Genomic DNA, 14,548 nt, shown 5'->3' on the forward strand with positions numbered 1-14,548 from the left:
TACGGGTGCCGTGCGACCCGTGCGCACGCCACCCGCCCAGCGCGCGCGGCCACCCCGCGTGCCTCGTGGTCCCGCACCCGTCACATGGCCGCGAGCACCGCCGAGTACACGTCCGGGTGGGTGAAGCGGAAGCCCGCGTCCAGCAGCCGCCGCGGCACCACCCGGTGGCTGCCGACCACCTCGACCGCCAGCTCGCCCAGGACCGCCTTGAGCACCGCCTCCGGCACCGGGAACGGCGTCGGCCGCCGCAGCGCCCGGCCGAGCGCGGTCGTCAGCTCGGCGTTGGTCGCCGGGTTGGGCGCGGTGAGGTTGAAGGCGCCGGAGAGGTCGTCGTGGTCGATCAGGAACCGCAGCGCGGCCACCTCGTCGTGCAGCGAGATGAAGCTCCAGTACTGCCGCCCGTTGCCGAGCCGCCCGCCGAGGCCCAGCTTGAACAGCGGGAACAGCCGACCGCCCGCGCCGCCGGCCGAGGACAGCACCATCCCGGTGCGGGGGTGGACGACCCGGATCCCGGCCCGCTCGGCCGGCCGGGCGGCGTCCTCCCACTCCCGGCAGACCTCGGCCAGGAAGTCGTCGCCGGCGGGGGAGTCCTCGTCGATCACCCGGTCGCCGGTCTGGCCGTACCAGCCGACGGCGGAGGCGCTCACCAGCACCCGCGGCGGCTCCTTGAGCCCGGCCAGCGCGACGGCCAGCGTCTCGGTGCCGTACACCCGGCTCTCCCGGATCTCCCGCTTGTAGGAGTCCGTCCAGCGGCGGTCGCCGACCCCGGCGCCGGCCAGGTGCACCACGGCCTGGACCCCGGCCAGCCCGTCCCGCTCGACCTCGCCGAGCAGGGGGTTCCAGCCGATCGCCGTGCTGCCGTCCGGCCGTGGGCCCGTCCTCGACCGGTGCCGGACCAGCCGCACCACCTCGTGGCCGTCCGCCAGCAGGGAGCGGACGAGCGCCGAACCGATCAATCCCGTGGAACCCGTGACAGCGATGCGCATGCGCCCATCCTCGCAGCTCCCGCGCTCTCCCGCGGTGTTCCCGACCGCCCGTCAGCTGTCCGGACACCCCCGTTAGCATGACGCGCATGTCTGGCGACGATCTGATCATCCGTACGGCGCGCGGCGAGGACGAGCGCGAACTCGCCGTCCTCAACCACGCGGCCTGGTCCCTCCTGTCCGACGTCTCTCCGCAGCCGCTCGTCGAGGACCCGGTCTTCGACGAGCGGCACACCCCCGAGCAGTACCTGCTGGCCGTGCTGGACGGCCGGATCGTCGGCTACGTCCGCCAGGTCCCGTCCACCCCGCTGGCGAGCAACCGGCACGTGCGGCAGATCCAGGGCCTGGCCGTCGACGGGACCGTCCGCGGCCGGGGCGTCGGCCGCCGGCTGGTCGAGGCGGCCTGCGCGGCGGCCCGGGCCGCGGGCGCCCGCAAGATGAGCCTGCGGGTGCTCGGCTGGAACGCCCCGGCCCGGCGGCTCTACGAGAGCTGCGGCTTCGTCGTCGAGGGCTCGCTGGCCGAGGAGTTCCTGATCGACGGCCGGTACGTGGACGACGTCTGGATGGCCCGCCCGCTGGCCGACTGAGCCCGGCGGCGGTCCGAACAAGCCTGCGGCGGACGGTGGTTCACCACCTCCAGGGTGGTACGGAGTCGTGACGGTCCCGCCCTGTCCCGGCCGCCGCCGCGCCGGTACCGTACGGCCGTGAGCAACTCGACGCCTCCCGGGTGGTACCCGGTCCCGGGTGCGGACGGCACCCCCGGTCACGAGCGCTGGTGGGACGGCAACGCCTGGAGCAACGAGGTCAGGCCGCTCCAGGGCGGCGTCGCCGGGGGGCTCGCCGACGCCCCCACCCAGGGCTGGCCGCCGGCCGACCAGCGGCCCGGCCACGGCTACCCCGGCGGTCCGGCGGCCCCCGCCTACGGCTATCCGGGCCAGGACGCCCACCAGCCCCAGGCCTACGGCTACCCGCCCCAGGACGCCTACCCGCACCAGGGCCAGGCCCCGGCCGGCTACCCGCCCCAGGGCCCCGGCTACGGCTACCCCGGGCCCGGCTACCTGCCGCCGCCCGGGGCGGCCAGGTCGAGGACCGGCCCGGTCATCGGCATCGGGGTCGCCGTGCTGGCCGCGGGCGGGATCGTCGCCGGGATCCTGCTCAGCGGCGGCGGCGACCACCGGGCGGACCCGACCCCGGACCCCACGGTCACCGTGACCGGGAGCGGCAGCCCCTCGGTGAGCCCCGGCCCGTTCACGCCCTCCCCCGCGCCCAAACCCGTCCCCGTCCTCAAGAGCACCGTCCCCGACGCGCAGCACGCGATCACCGTGCCGGTCTTCGACGGCTGGGAGGTGTCGAGCAACCCGCCGCACTCGACGGTCTACCTCGGCACCGGCCGCTACACCTGCCCGGACAACAGCTCCTGCATCCGTGGCCAGTTCTCGGTCGAGAAGGACACCGTCCAGGGCTCCACGCCCAAGGCGGCCGCCGACGCCCGGATGCCCGACTACGCCGGGCAGATCTTCTCCGGGGTCAGCTCGCACACCGACGCCGGATCGGGGTACGTCAGCGTGGCCGGGGTCCTCGGCTACGCCACCCGCTGGCACATCCGCACCACGGACGGCACCCAGGGCTACGTCCTGCTGGCCGCCCTCCCGGCCAAGGGCGGCGGCTACGTGGTCATGGAGGGCGGCGTGGACGACAGTCCGGCCGCGCCGGACTTCTCGGTGCTGGACCAGATCCTCAAGGGCATCAAGCAGGACGGGTCCTCCGGCAACAGCGCCTGACGCGGCCGACGGGGACGTCAGTCCCCGTACCGCTCCCACAGCTTGGGGAAGCGCTTCGCCATGACGTCCGGGTCGTCGAAGTCCAGGGCCGGCCCGGACGGCCGCTCGGGCTGCCGCCCGCCCACCTCGGGCAGCGGCAGCCCGGTCAGCTGCTCGTAGGCCTCGTCGGCGGCGTAGCCGAGGTCCTCGGCTTCGCCGTCCTCCTCCTCGTCGAACTCGGGCAGCAGGTCCGCCAGGTCGTCCGGTTCGGTCAGCCCGCCTTCGAAGACCTCCCGGCCCTGGCCGATCAGCCAGGAGCGGAAGTAGTCGAAGGTGTCGTCGGAGGCGCCGTCGAGCAGCAGGTAGGCCGCGCCCCACAGGTCGTAGCGGTGGGCGCGGTGGTGCCGCGCCTGGTACAGCCGGGCGAAGTCGATCACGTCGTCCGGGGTCAGCTGGAGGAGCCGTTCCACCAGGAGGTCGGCCTGCTCGTCGGGGTCGCCGTCCGCGGCGTCCCGGGTCTCGTCGATGATCTGCCAGAAGTCCGTCTCGTCCATCACCGCTCAAGCATCCCCGTTCGGCCGCGTCCGCGCATGCCGCCGCTCGGTGCGGGCCCGCGACAGGACCCGTAACGGGGGCCTCCGGGGCCGGGAACGGCGGAACCCCGCGCCGTCCGGGGACGACGCGGGGTTCCGTACGCGGGGTTCCGCGGGGACCTGGTGGGGTCAGAGGCCGAGCTCGACCTCGAACTCGCCGGCCTCCAGGATCTCCTTGACCGCGACCAGGTAGCGGGCGGCGTCGGCGCCGTCCACCAGGCGGTGGTCGTAGGAGAGCGACAGGTAGGTCATGTCGCGGATGCCGATGGCGGTGCCGCCGTCGGCCTCGATGACCACCGGGCGCTTGACGGTGGCGCCGATGCCCAGGATGGCGACCTGGTTCGGCGGCACGATCACGGTGTCGAACAGCGCACCGCGCGAGCCGGTGTTGCTGATGGTGAAGGTGGCGCCGGACAGCTCGTCCGGGGTGATCTTGCTGTCGCGGACCTTGGCGGCCAGCTCGGCGGTCTTCTTCGAGATGCCGGCGATGTTGAGGTCGCCCGCGCCCTTGATGACCGGGGTCATCAGGCCCTTCTCGGAGTCCACCGCGATACCGATGTTCTCGGTGTCGAAGTAGGTGACCGTGCCCTCGGCGTCGTTGATCCGGGCGTTGACCACCGCGTGGACCTTCAGCGCCTGGGCGGCGGCCTTCACGAAGAACGGCATCGGGGAGAGCTTGACGCCCTCGCGGGCCAGGAAGCCCTCCTTCGCCTTGCCGCGCAGCGACATGATCTTGGTGACGTCCACCTCGACCACGCTGGTCAGCTGGGCCTGCTCGTGCAGCGCCTTCATCATGTTGTCGCCGATGACCTTGCGCATGCGGGTCATCTTGACGGTCTGACCGCGCAGGGCGGACGGCGCGGCGGCGGCCTTCGGCGCGGCGGCCGGAGCGGCGGCGGCGACCGGGGCCGGGGCGGCCTTGGCGGCCTCCGCGGCGGCGATGACGTCCTGCTTGCGGATGCGGCCGCCGACGCCGGTGCCGGCGACGGAGGACAGCGCGACGCCGTGCTCGGCGGCGAGCTTGCGCACCAGCGGGGTGACGTAGGCGTCACCGTTGTCGGCCACCGGAGCGGCCGGGGCGACCGGAGCCGGGGCGGCGACGGGGGCCGGGGCGGCGACGGGGGCCGGAGCGGCGACCGGAGCCGGAGCCGGGGCGGCAACGGGGGCCGGGGCAGCGGCCGGAGCCGGGGCGGCAACAGGGGCCGGAGCGGCGACGGGGGCCGGAGCGGCGACCGGAGCCGGAGCCGGAGCGGCAACCGGAGCCGGGGCGGCGGCGACGGCACCGGCGGCGCCGATCAGCGCGAGCTGGGCGCCGACCTCGGCGGTCTCGTCCTCGCCGACCAGGATCTTCACCAGCGTGCCGGCGACCGGCGACGGGATCTCGGTGTCGACCTTGTCGGTGGAGACCTCGAGCAGCGGCTCGTCGACCTCGACGGTGTCACCCTCGGCCTTCAGCCAGCGGGTGACGGTGCCCTCGGTGACCGACTCGCCCAGGGCGGGCAGCAGGACCGGGGTGGCGTCGGCGGCCGGGGCGGCGGCGGCCGGGGCGGCAGCCGGGGCCGGGGCGGCGACCGGAGCAGCGGCCGGGGCCTCGGCGACCGGGGCCGGGGCGGCGACCGGAGCGGCCTCGGCGGCCGGGGCCGGAGCGGCGGCCGGGGCGCCCGAGCCGTCGTCGATGACCGCCAGCTCGGCGCCCACCTCGACGGTCTCGTCCTCGGCGACCTTGATGGAGGCCAGGATGCCGGAGGCCGGGGCCGGGATCTCGGTGTCGACCTTGTCGGTCGACACCTCGAGCAGCGGCTCGTCGACCTCGACACGCTCACCCTCGGCCTTCAGCCAGCGGGTGACGGTGCCCTCGGAAACGCTCTCGCCCAGCGCGGGCAGTGTTACTGAGACCGCCATGGTTTCAGCGACTCCTATCAAGTCTTGCGTACGGGAAGTACTTGCGTACGGGAAGTACCGGGAAAGGGGGGTGGGGCGTGATCAGTCGTGCGCGTGCAGCGGCTTGCCGGCCAGCGCCAGGTGCGCCTCGCCCAGGGCCTCGGACTGGGTCGGGTGCGCGTGGATGAGCTGCGCGACCTCGGCCGGCAGGGCCTCCCAGTTGTAGATCAGCTGGGCTTCGCCGACCTGCTCGCCCATGCGGGCGCCGACCATGTGGACGCCGACCACGGCGCCGTCCTTGACCTGGACGAGCTTGATCTCGCCGGCGGTCTTCAGGATCTTGCTCTTGCCGTTGCCGGCCAGGTTGTACTTGAGGGTGACGACCTTCTCCTTGCCGTACAGCTCGACGGCCTTGGCCTCGGAGATGCCGACGGAGGCCACCTCGGGGTTGGAGTAGGTCACCCGCGGAACGCCGTCGTAGTCGATCGGCATCGGCTTGAGGCCGGCCAGGCGCTCGGCGACGAGGATGCCCTCGGCGAAGCCGACGTGGGCCAGCTGCAGGGTCGGGGCGAGGTCACCGACGGCGGAGATGGTGGGCACGTTGGTGCGCATGTACTCGTCGACGAGGACGTAGCCGCGGTCCATCGCGACGCCGTTCTCCTCGTAGCCGAGGCCGGCCGAGACGGGGCCGCGGCCGATGGCGACGAGCAGCAGGTCGGCGTCGATCTGCTTGCCGTTCTCGGTGGAGACGCGGACACCGGTCTCGGTGTACTCGACGCCCGAGAAGCGGGCCTTCAGCTCGAACTTGATGCCGCGCTTGCGGAACGCGCGCTCCAGCAGCTTGGAGGAGTTCTCGTCCTCCAGCGGGACGAGGTGCGGCAGCGCCTCGACGATGGTGACCTCGACGCCGAAGGACTTCCAGACCGAGGCGAACTCGACGCCGATCACGCCGCCGCCGAGGATGACGGCCGACTTCGGGATGCGGTCGAGCTTGAGGGCGTGGTCCGAGGAGATCACGCGGTTGCCGTCGATCTCCAGGCCCGGGATCGAGCGCGGCACGGAGCCGGTGGCCAGGACGATGTGGCGGCCTTCGACGCGCTGGCCGTTGACATCCACCGAGGTCTGCGAGGAGAGCTTGCCCGCGCCCTGGATGAAGGTGACCTTGCGGGAGGCCACCAGGCCCTGGAGGCCCTTGTACAGGCCGGCGATGACGTCGTCCTTGTACTTGTGGACGCCGTTGATGTCGATGCCCTGGAAGGTGGCCAGGACGCCGAACTCGGCGGCCTCCTTCGTCTCGTCCGCGATCTCCGCGGCGTGCAGCAGGGCCTTGGTCGGGATGCAGCCGCGGTGCAGGCAGGTGCCGCCCAGCTCACCCTTCTCGACCAGGGCGACGCTCAGGCCCAGCTGAGCGGCGCGGAGCGCCGCGGCGTAACCGCCGCTTCCGCCTCCGAGAATGACTACGTCGAAAACGGTGCTGGCGTCGTTCGCCACGTCACGTCCTCCATGCATGGGGTGGGTCGCCGGGCCGGTCGCGGTCCGGTGGGTCGGAAGCCTTTGTGGGGCGCCCAGTCGTGCCGGAAATACATCTTCGCACTTGTTCGCGGTGGCTGATGTCCGGGCCCGGCGCAGGGGTGTCCCGCAGAGCGGTCACCCGGGCGGGAATACCCCCGACGGAAGGGCATCATCGCAGCTCAGCGGCGTGTGAACAGCCGCCGGACGGGCGTCCTCCGCCCTGCCCGCCGTCGCTTCTTCCGCACTGTGGAACAAAGTTTCGCCCGCAGCGAACAGGGGTGCGCCGCGCCGCCCCGGGCTACCCGCAGGTAACCCGGCCGGAACGCCGACGGGGCCCGGCGCACGCGCGCCGGGCCCCGTCGCAACGGGCCCCCGATCGTCGGCAGCGGGTCCCGGCCGGGACCACCGCGATCGGAATGCCGGATCAGGCCTTGCCGTTCGCCTTCTGCTCGGCGAAGCGGACCAGGGTGCGCACCGCGCTCGCGGTGCCGCCCTTCGGGGTGTAGCCGTACGGCGCGGCCTCGTGGAACGCCGGGCCGGCGATGTCCAGGTGCGCCCAGTCGGTGCCCTCGGCCACGAACTCCTTCAGGAACAGGCCGGCCACCAGGCCGCCGCCCATCCGCTCGCCCATGTTGGCCAGGTCGGCGATGGTCGACTCGGTGAAGCCCTTGCGCAGCTCGGCCGGCAGCGGCATCGGCCAGGACTGCTCGCCCGCCTCGCCGGCCAGGACGTGCAGCTCCTCGCGCAGCTCGTCGTTGTTGGCCATCACGCCGAAGGTGCGGTTGCCCAGGGCCAGCACCATGGCGCCGGTCAGGGTGGCCACGTCGACGATGACGTCCGGGTTCTCCTCGCCGGCCCGCACGATCGCGTCGGCCAGCACCAGGCGGCCCTCGGCGTCCGTGTTCAGGACCTCGACGGTCTTGCCGCCGTACATCTTCAGCACGTCGCCCGGGCGGGTGGCGGAGCCGGACGGCATGTTCTCGGCCAGCGCCAGCCAGGCGGTCACGTTGACGGCCAGGCCCAGGCGCTTGGCGGCCACCACGGCGGCGAACACGGCGGCGGCGCCGGCCATGTCGCACTTCATGGTCTCGTTGTGGCCGGCCGGCTTCAGCGAGATGCCGCCCGAGTCGTAGGTGATGCCCTTGCCGATGAACGCCAGGGTGGCCTTGGCCTTCGGGTGGGTGTAGGCCACCTTCACCAGGCGGGGCGGGTTCGCGGAGCCGCCGCCGACGCCCAGCAGGCCGCCGAAGCCGCCCTTGGTCAGCGCCTTCTCGTCCAGCACCTCGACCTTGAGGCCGTGCTCCTTGCCGGCCGCCTGGGCGATCGCCGCGAAGCTCTTCGGGTTCAGGTCGTTCGGCGCGGTGTTGACCAGGTCGCGGGCCCGGTTCATCTCCTCGCCGACCGCGGCGGCGCGCTCCACGGCGGCCTTGGCGTCCTTGCTGCCCTTGCGGGCGGCCAGCAGGACCAGCTCGCCGACCGGCTCCTTGCCGTTGCCGTCGGCCTTGTACGTGCCGAAGGCGTACGAGCCGAGCAGGCCGCCGAGCGCGACCGCCTCGATCTCGGCCGCGGACTCGGCCGGCAGGGCCAGCGCGGCCTTCTTGGCGCCGGCCAGGGTGCGGGCGGCGACACCGGCGGCGCGGCGCAGCGCCTCCAGCTCGTAGCCGTCCTCGGCGGCCTCGCCCAGGCCGACCGCGAGCACGAGCGCGGCCTTCAGGCCGGCGGGGGAGGGGACCTTGACGGCCTCGCCCTCGGCGCCGGTCGCGCCCAGGGTGCCGAGGACCTCGGTCAGCTTGCCCTCGAACGCCTCGTTCGCGGCCTCGGAACCGGGGGCCAGCACGATGCCCTTCGGGCCCTTCGCGACACCGACCACCAGGGCGTCCGCACGCAGCGAGGCGGCGGAGGAGGTGCTCACAGACAATGCAGTCACGTAATGCGTCCTGTTCTTTCGGGGTCCGGCCGGCCACGGCGAGGCTGCCGCACCGGCGCAGCCCGCGGTCGCAGGCCGTCCGCCCGGCGGGCCCCCGGGGTCCGGGCCCCCTGGCGCGCGCGTCCGCCGGGCGGCCGCGCACGCCAGAGGCCCCGGCTCCTCGGTTCGTGCCGGGCGGGCAGGACCTGCGACGGTGCAGGGCTGCGGTGCTTCACGCATGGTAGTCCGCATGCTGGGATCACGCGCCGCCCGGTGTCAGCCGAGCAACGCCAGGGCGAACAGCGAAGCGGTCGCGGCGGTTTCGGCCGTCGCGCCGAGCACGTCCCCGGTGATCCCGCCGAACCTGCGCACGCACCGGCCGAGCAGCAGCCGGGCGCAGCCCGTGCCGAGCGCAACGGCCAGCGGGAGACGCAGTGCTGACCATCCGTCGGAGAGTCCGGCCGCGGCCAGGGCGAGCGCCGCGACGGCCGTCGCGGCGGCGGCGCCGACGGGCGTCACGGTGCCCGCCACCATCGCCCCCAGGCCGCCGGGCCGGGCGGCCGGCACCGAGCGCAGGCACCCCCAGGCGAGTGCGCACCGGGCGGCCGTCGCGGAGGCGAGCACCGCGAGTGCGCCGCGCAGCGGGGAGTGGCCGAACTGTCCGGCCAGCGCGGCCACCTGGGCGAGCAGGGCGAGGACCAGGGTCAGTACGCCGAACGGACCGATGTCGGACTGCTTCATGATGCGCAGGGCGTCCTCGGCGGGCTTCCCGCTGCCCAACCCGTCGGCGACGTCCGCCAGGCCGTCCAGGTGCAGTCCCCGGGTCAGCCCGGCGAGCACCGCCACCGCGGCCACCGCGCCGAGGAGACCGCCCGCGCGCCAGGCCACCAGGGCCCCGGCCGCGGCCGCCGCCGCCCCGAGCACCAGCCCGACCGCGGGAGCCGTCACCATCGCCCGGGCCGCCGCGGCCCGGTCCCACCGCTCCACCCGCACCCGCAGCACGGACAGCGTGCCGAACCCGAACCGCAGGCCGTCGGCCCAGGTCGCCCGATCGTCGCGGTCGGCCATGGGTGTCCTCCTCTCACAGCAAGAACGCCCCGGGCCGTGGCCGGCGGGGGCGTTCTTCGGGTCGTCGTGCGGTCACCCGGCGGGGCGGGCCCCGCCGTTGCTACAGCTTGCGCAGCAGGTCCGCCGCCGAGGGCAGCCTCGGCTGCTCCTTGGGGGCGCTCGGCGGCGCCGGGACGAACGGCTTCGGCGCCTCGTCGGCGAGCACGTCCCCCGCGGCCTGGAGCAGCGGCAGCGCCAGCAGCGCGCCGACGCCCTCGCCCATGGTGATTCCCTGGTCCTGCAGCGGCGTCAGGGTCAGCCGGTCGTACGCCTTCGCCTGGGCCGGCTCGCCGCTGGACTGCCCGGCCCGCCACCACTCCGGCGCCCGGAAGGCGATCCGCTGGGCGACCAGCGCGCAGGCCGCCGAGACCACGCCGTCCAGCACCACCGGCAGCCGTCGGACGGCCGCCTGGAGCAGGAAGCCGGTGATCGCGGCGAAGTCGGCCCCGCCGGTGGCGCCGAGCAGCGCCAGCTGGTCGCCGAGCACCGGCCGGGCCCGCCGCAGCGAGTCCCGGATGGCGGCGCACTTGACCATCCACACCCGGTCGTCGATCCCGGAGCCGCGTCCGGTGACCGCCGCCGCGTCCGTCCCGCACAGCGCACCGACCAGCACGCCGGCCACCGTGGTGGCCCCGACCCCGAGGTCGCCGAGCAGCACCAGGTCGGTGCCGGCGTCGGCCTCCTCGTCGGCGACGGCCATGCCGGCCCGGAACGCCCGGACGGTCTCCTGCGCGGTGAGCGCGTCCTCGACGTCGATCCGCCCGGAGCCGCGCCGGATCCGGTGGGCGACCACCTCGTCCGGGAAGTCGGCCGGGTCCGCGTCGACCGCGACGTCGACGACCCGCACCCCGGCGCCGTAGCGCGCGGCCAGCCGGGACACCGGCGCGCTGCCGTCGAGCACGGCCCGCACCCGGGCCGCGGTGCCGCCCCTGGCGGGCATCCGGGAGACCCCGAGCGCCGCCACGCCGTGGTCGGCGGCGAACAGCAGCACCTTGGGGGAGGAGACGGGCAGCACCGGCGAGCGGCCCTGTACGGAGGCCAGCCAGCTGCCCAGCTCCTCCAGCCGGCCGAGCCCGCCGCGCGGCCGGTCGGCCGCCTGCCAGCGCTCGTCGGCGGCCCGCCGGGCGCTCTCGTCGGGGCGCTCGACGAGCGAGGAGAACGTATCGAGATCCACGGTCGTGTCCATCGTCCGGAAGGCTACACGCCGAAGGTGTTCAGTTTGAGGCTGGCTTGACGTCCGGCTTGATGGTGAGCGCCTGGCCGGCCACCACCAGCAGGACCCGCTCCGAGGCGTCCGCCACCGCCATGTTGAGCCGGCCCAGGGTGTCGCGGAAGCGGCGGCCCGCGGCGGTGGCCGGGACGACGCCCATGCCGACCTCGTTGCTCACCGCGACGGCCGTCCGTCCGGTGGCCGCCCAGGCCCGCGCCAGGGCCTCGCAGCGGCGCTGCACGGCGGTCTCCCCGCCGTCCGCCCAGACCTCGTCGTCCCAGGCGCCGCACTCGTCCATCACGGCGGTCAGCCACAGGGCGAGGCAGTCGACCAGCACCGGTGCCGGGTCGGTGGGGTCGGCCAGCACGGCCTCCAGGTCGCAGGTCTCGGCGGTGCGCCAGCTCGCGGGCCGGCGCTCCCGGTGCAGTGCGACCCGCTGGGCCCACTCGGTGTCGCCGTCCCGGGTGCCGCCTGTGGCCACGTACAGGACGTCCGGGTGGCCGGCGAGCAGCTGCTCGGCGCGGGTGGACTTGCCGGAGCGGGCGCCGCCGAGCAGCAGGGTACGGGGCAGCGGGGGACCGGTGGGCTCGGAGGGGGTCGCCATGCCGCCCATCCTGCCGGATCAGGCATACGGAAGATCGGGCCGGGCAGGCTATGGTGCGCAGCAACACAGGCAGCGTGGTCAGTGGGAGGAGCCGGCATGGTCTGGACGTGGCGGTACGAGAAGGCGGACGGCAGCGCGGTGACGCCCGGGGGCAGCCAGGAGGAGTTCGCCGGCCAGGGGGACGCCGAGACCTGGATCGGGGAGACCTGGAAGCAGCTCGCGGAGGACGGTGTCGACACCGCGGTGCTGCTGGAGGACGACCGGGTCGTCTACGCGATGAGCCTGGGCGAGGAGTAGGCCCGAAGGCGTCGGCCGGCCGGGGCGGGGCTTCTGCTCCACCTCGTCCGGCCTACTTCGCCCCGATCACGTGCAGGAGCGCGGCGACCTGCCGGTACGGGTCGGTGCGGCCGGCCCGGTCCTCGGCTTCCAGGAGCTGGGCCAGTTGCCGTCCGTCCACCGGCGGGGCCGCGTCGTCCGGCGCGTTGTCGGTGAAGACCCGCACGCCGTACCAGTGCCGCAGCGGCACCGACACCTCGGAGAGGGTGACGGTGAGGTCGGAGAGGCGGTCGGCCCGCGCGGGCAGGCCGAGCCGGTTGTAGTACCGGTCGCTCTCGAAGGCGTGCAGGGCGGCCCGCCAGTCCCCGGCGGCGGCCGGCCGCAGGGCGAGCGCGTCCCGGTTGCGGACCAGCAGCGAGAGCAGTCCGCCGGGCGCCAGCAGCCGGGCCAGCGAGGCGATCATCGGGTCCGGGTCGGGCAGGTACGTCAGCACGCCGTGGCAGACCACCACGTCGAAGCTGCGCGGGCCGAACCAGCGCCCGCACTGGTGGCCGTCGCCGCTGAGCAGCTGCATCCGGCCGCGGACCTCCGGCGGCTCCTCGCAGAGCGCCTCCTGGGCGACGCCGAGCGCGACCGGGTCCGAGTCGATCCCGGTGACGTAGTGGCCGGCCCGGGCCAGCCGCAGGGCCTGGGTGCCCTGCCCGCAGCCGATGTCGAGGACGCGCTGGGCGCTGCGGCCGGACAGCTGCTCGGCGAGCTGCCGGGAGACGAGCTCCTGGCGGACGAAGTTGCGCAGTCCGCCGAGCCGGGCCGGCCAGACACCGGTGCCGCCCGCGAAGGACCCGCTGCGCGAGGGCAGCCGGCGTTCCTGGGCGATGCGGTCGTGGCCGCCGTCGCCCTGCCCCGGAAACGCGCCCCCCTGTCCGGGTGGCGCTCCGGGAAGTGCGTAGAGGCCGGGCCCCTCCCAGGAAGGCGGGGCCCAGCCGGAGTCGACCGGTTCGGCGGTCAGGGCTTCTCCCCGCGCCGCACCTGCGGCTTGGGCAGGCGCAGCCGGCGCATCTGGAGGGTGCGCATGATGCCGTACGCGACGGCGCCGCGGGTGTTCTGCCCGGCGAAGCGCTCGGCCAGCTGCTTGCGCAGGCCGAGGCCGAGGCGGACGAAGTCCACGATCACGAACACGAAGAACAGCAGGAACAGCAGGGTGGAGAGCAGCTGGATCGTCGGCACCTTGACGATGCTGAGCACCAGGATGACGACGGCGGCCGGGAGGAAGAACTCGGCGAGCGACCAGCGGGAGTCCACGTAGTCACGGGCGAACTTGCGCACCGGGCCCTTGTCGCGGGCCGGCAGGTGGCGCTCGTCGCCGCTCATCAGGGCCTGGCGCTGCTTCTCGCGCTCGGCGCGCATCCGCTCGCGCCCCTGGCGGGCGGCCTCCTTGCGGTCCTTGGGCACGGTCACCCGGGTACGCCGGTTGGCCTCGGCCTCACTGCGCTTGGGGGTGGGGCGGCCCTTCTTGGCCTGCGGGTCGCGGGCCTGGGTCGTCTCGTCCTGCTTCTCCAGCACGGTGGCGGAGGCGGCGGCATCATCTGAACGGCGTCGGAACACACCACCAGCCTACGGGGTGCGACGCGGGTTCCACGGGTGCCCTCGGACCCAAACGCATATCGATACCGCCAGGTCGCCGTCCGACTCGCGTTTCCCCGGGCCTTCCCGTAGGGGATCAGTCGGATGGACGATGGGGGGTATGAGAGGCGGATCCACCCGGGGGAGGAGGAAACGCCATGGTCGGTGTAGCAGTCTTGTTGCAGGCAGGTGCACTGCGGCGACGGGCTCGCTGCACATACACTCGTCGTGTCTGGTAACGAGATAGAGACCGCAGGCCGGAGAAGGGGGCACCCGAGGCCCATGAGCGACGGAATCATGAAGCGTATGGGGCTGATCTTCCGCTCCAAGGCGAACAAGGCCTTGGACCGGGCGGAGGATCCGCGTGAAACGCTCGACTACTCCTACCAGAAGCAGCTCGAGCTGCTGCAGAAGGTACGGCGTGGTGTCGCGGACGTCGCGACCTCGCGCAAGCGCCTCGAACTCCAGCTGACCCAGCTCCAGCAGCAGTCGGCGAAGTACGAGGACCAGGGCCGCAAGGCGCTGTCGCTCGGTCGTGAGGACCTCGCCCGCGAGGCGTTGACCCGCAAGGCCAACATGCAGTCGCAGATCAACGACCTGGAGACGCAGTACCAGCAGCTCCAGGCCGAGGAGGAGAAGCTCACGCTCGCCTCCCAGCGACTTCAGGCCAAGGTGGACGCCTTCCGCACCAAGAAGGAGACCATCAAGGCGACGTACACGGCCGCCCAGGCGCAGACCCGCATCGCCGAGTCCTTCTCCGGGATCTCGGAGGAGATGGGCGACGTCGGCCTGGCGATCCAGCGCGCCGAGGACAAGACGGCCCAGATGCAGGCCCGGGCCGGTGCCATCGACGAGCTGCTCGCCTCCGGCGCGCTCGACGACGCGAGCGGTCTCGGCCGCAAGGACGACATCGAGGCCGAGCTGGAGCGTGTGGCCGGCGGTTCCGACGTCGAGCTGGAGCTGGCCCGGATGAAGGCCGAGCTTTCCGGTCCCTCCTCGGCCGGCCCCGCCGCGATCGAGCAGGGCAGGCAGGACGTCCAGCCGCAGCCGCAGCAGGACACTCCGCGCATCAACTACAACAAGTGATCTGAGC

At 73.8% G+C, this 14,548-nt stretch carries 14 protein-coding genes; 4 read left to right on the plus strand and 10 right to left on the minus strand.

Annotation, left to right across the window (positions count from 1 at the left end):
• Positions 1-80: 80 nt before the first annotated feature.
• The gene (locus tag ACWD4P_RS16025) at positions 81-986 is read right to left on the minus strand and encodes a TIGR01777 family oxidoreductase (protein WP_359830551.1); all 906 of its coding nucleotides are present in this window, start codon (positions 984-986) and stop codon (positions 81-83) included.
• 86 nt (positions 987-1,072) lie between these two features.
• Between ACWD4P_RS16025 and ACWD4P_RS16030 the strand changes: the two genes are divergently transcribed.
• The gene (locus ACWD4P_RS16030) at positions 1,073-1,570 is read left to right on the plus strand and encodes an N-acetyltransferase family protein (RefSeq protein ID WP_449779999.1); all 498 of its coding nucleotides are present in this window, start codon (positions 1,073-1,075) and stop codon (positions 1,568-1,570) included.
• 117 nt (positions 1,571-1,687) lie between these two features.
• On the plus strand, positions 1,688-2,764 hold the full coding sequence (locus tag ACWD4P_RS16035; protein WP_449780000.1) for a DUF2510 domain-containing protein: 1,077 nt from the start codon (positions 1,688-1,690) through the stop codon (positions 2,762-2,764).
• Between the two features lie 17 nt (positions 2,765-2,781).
• On the opposite strand, the gene ACWD4P_RS16040 is transcribed toward ACWD4P_RS16035, so the two are convergent.
• From ACWD4P_RS16040 to cobU, 7 genes are all read right to left on the minus strand, one after another.
• Positions 2,782-3,297: a DUF4240 domain-containing protein gene (locus ACWD4P_RS16040; protein ID WP_359830555.1), complete on the minus strand. Its 516-nt coding sequence runs from the start codon at positions 3,295-3,297 to the stop codon at positions 2,782-2,784.
• Positions 3,298-3,465: 168 nt separating this feature from the next.
• A complete protein-coding gene (gene sucB, locus ACWD4P_RS16045; protein WP_449780001.1) occupies positions 3,466-5,238 on the minus strand; it encodes a 2-oxoglutarate dehydrogenase, E2 component, dihydrolipoamide succinyltransferase in 1,773 nt (590 codons plus the stop codon).
• 81 nt (positions 5,239-5,319) lie between these two features.
• Positions 5,320-6,726 (minus strand): dihydrolipoyl dehydrogenase, encoded by a 1,407-nt coding sequence (gene lpdA, locus ACWD4P_RS16050; protein WP_449780002.1) that lies wholly within the window; start codon positions 6,724-6,726, stop codon positions 5,320-5,322.
• Positions 6,727-7,153: 427 nt separating this feature from the next.
• Positions 7,154-8,656: a leucyl aminopeptidase gene (locus ACWD4P_RS16055; protein ID WP_449780003.1), complete on the minus strand. Its 1,503-nt coding sequence runs from the start codon at positions 8,654-8,656 to the stop codon at positions 7,154-7,156.
• Positions 8,657-8,911: 255 nt separating this feature from the next.
• Positions 8,912-9,703, minus strand: coding sequence for an adenosylcobinamide-GDP ribazoletransferase (locus ACWD4P_RS16060; RefSeq protein ID WP_449780004.1), 792 nt, complete (start codon positions 9,701-9,703; stop codon positions 8,912-8,914).
• A gap of 100 nt (positions 9,704-9,803) precedes the next feature.
• Complete coding sequence (locus ACWD4P_RS16065) at positions 9,804-10,928, minus strand: nicotinate-nucleotide--dimethylbenzimidazole phosphoribosyltransferase (protein ID WP_359826364.1); 1,125 nt, start codon at positions 10,926-10,928, stop codon at positions 9,804-9,806.
• 28 nt (positions 10,929-10,956) lie between these two features.
• Complete coding sequence (cobU, locus tag ACWD4P_RS16070; protein WP_449780005.1) at positions 10,957-11,556, minus strand: bifunctional adenosylcobinamide kinase/adenosylcobinamide-phosphate guanylyltransferase; 600 nt, start codon at positions 11,554-11,556, stop codon at positions 10,957-10,959.
• Between the two features lie 96 nt (positions 11,557-11,652).
• Here cobU and ACWD4P_RS16075 point away from each other — a divergent pair, with 96 nt between their 5' ends.
• Positions 11,653-11,853, plus strand: a complete 201-nt coding sequence (locus ACWD4P_RS16075; protein ID WP_359826359.1) for a hypothetical protein — start codon at positions 11,653-11,655, stop codon at positions 11,851-11,853.
• A gap of 52 nt (positions 11,854-11,905) precedes the next feature.
• Here ACWD4P_RS16075 and ACWD4P_RS16080 read toward each other — a convergent pair whose 3' ends face one another.
• Together ACWD4P_RS16080 and ACWD4P_RS16085 are read right to left on the minus strand one after the other, a co-directional pair.
• Positions 11,906-12,628 (minus strand): class I SAM-dependent methyltransferase, encoded by a 723-nt coding sequence (locus ACWD4P_RS16080; RefSeq protein ID WP_359826373.1) that lies wholly within the window; start codon positions 12,626-12,628, stop codon positions 11,906-11,908.
• Between the two features lie 209 nt (positions 12,629-12,837).
• Positions 12,838-13,437, minus strand: coding sequence for a DUF3043 domain-containing protein (locus tag ACWD4P_RS16085; protein WP_359826357.1), 600 nt, complete (start codon positions 13,435-13,437; stop codon positions 12,838-12,840).
• 300 nt (positions 13,438-13,737) lie between these two features.
• Between ACWD4P_RS16085 and ACWD4P_RS16090 the strand changes: the two genes are divergently transcribed.
• Positions 13,738-14,541, plus strand: coding sequence for a PspA/IM30 family protein (locus ACWD4P_RS16090; RefSeq protein ID WP_359826354.1), 804 nt, complete (start codon positions 13,738-13,740; stop codon positions 14,539-14,541).
• Positions 14,542-14,548 lie beyond the last annotated feature (7 nt).

The sequence above is a fragment of the Kitasatospora sp. NPDC002543 genome, from assembly GCF_053594915.1.

Excerpts from the sequence above, each read along its gene's own strand:
- cobU (WP_449780005.1), bottom strand. The coding sequence starts at position 11,556 with ATGGCGACCCCCTCCGAGCCCACCGGTCCCCCGCTGCCCCGTACCCTG.
- ACWD4P_RS16075 (WP_359826359.1), top strand. The coding sequence starts at position 11,653 with ATGGTCTGGACGTGGCGGTACGAGAAGGCGGACGGCAGCGCGGTGACG.
- ACWD4P_RS16060 (WP_449780004.1), bottom strand. The coding sequence starts at position 9,703 with ATGGCCGACCGCGACGATCGGGCGACCTGGGCCGACGGCCTGCGGTTC.
- ACWD4P_RS16025 (WP_359830551.1), bottom strand. The coding sequence starts at position 986 with ATGCGCATCGCTGTCACGGGTTCCACGGGATTGATCGGTTCGGCGCTC.
- sucB (WP_449780001.1), bottom strand. The coding sequence starts at position 5,238 with ATGGCGGTCTCAGTAACACTGCCCGCGCTGGGCGAGAGCGTTTCCGAG.
- lpdA (WP_449780002.1), bottom strand. The coding sequence starts at position 6,726 with ATGCATGGAGGACGTGACGTGGCGAACGACGCCAGCACCGTTTTCGAC.
- ACWD4P_RS16090 (WP_359826354.1), top strand. The coding sequence starts at position 13,738 with ATGAGCGACGGAATCATGAAGCGTATGGGGCTGATCTTCCGCTCCAAG.
- ACWD4P_RS16065 (WP_359826364.1), bottom strand. The coding sequence starts at position 10,928 with ATGGACACGACCGTGGATCTCGATACGTTCTCCTCGCTCGTCGAGCGC.
- ACWD4P_RS16040 (WP_359830555.1), bottom strand. The coding sequence starts at position 3,297 with ATGGACGAGACGGACTTCTGGCAGATCATCGACGAGACCCGGGACGCC.
- ACWD4P_RS16030 (WP_449779999.1), top strand. The coding sequence starts at position 1,073 with ATGTCTGGCGACGATCTGATCATCCGTACGGCGCGCGGCGAGGACGAG.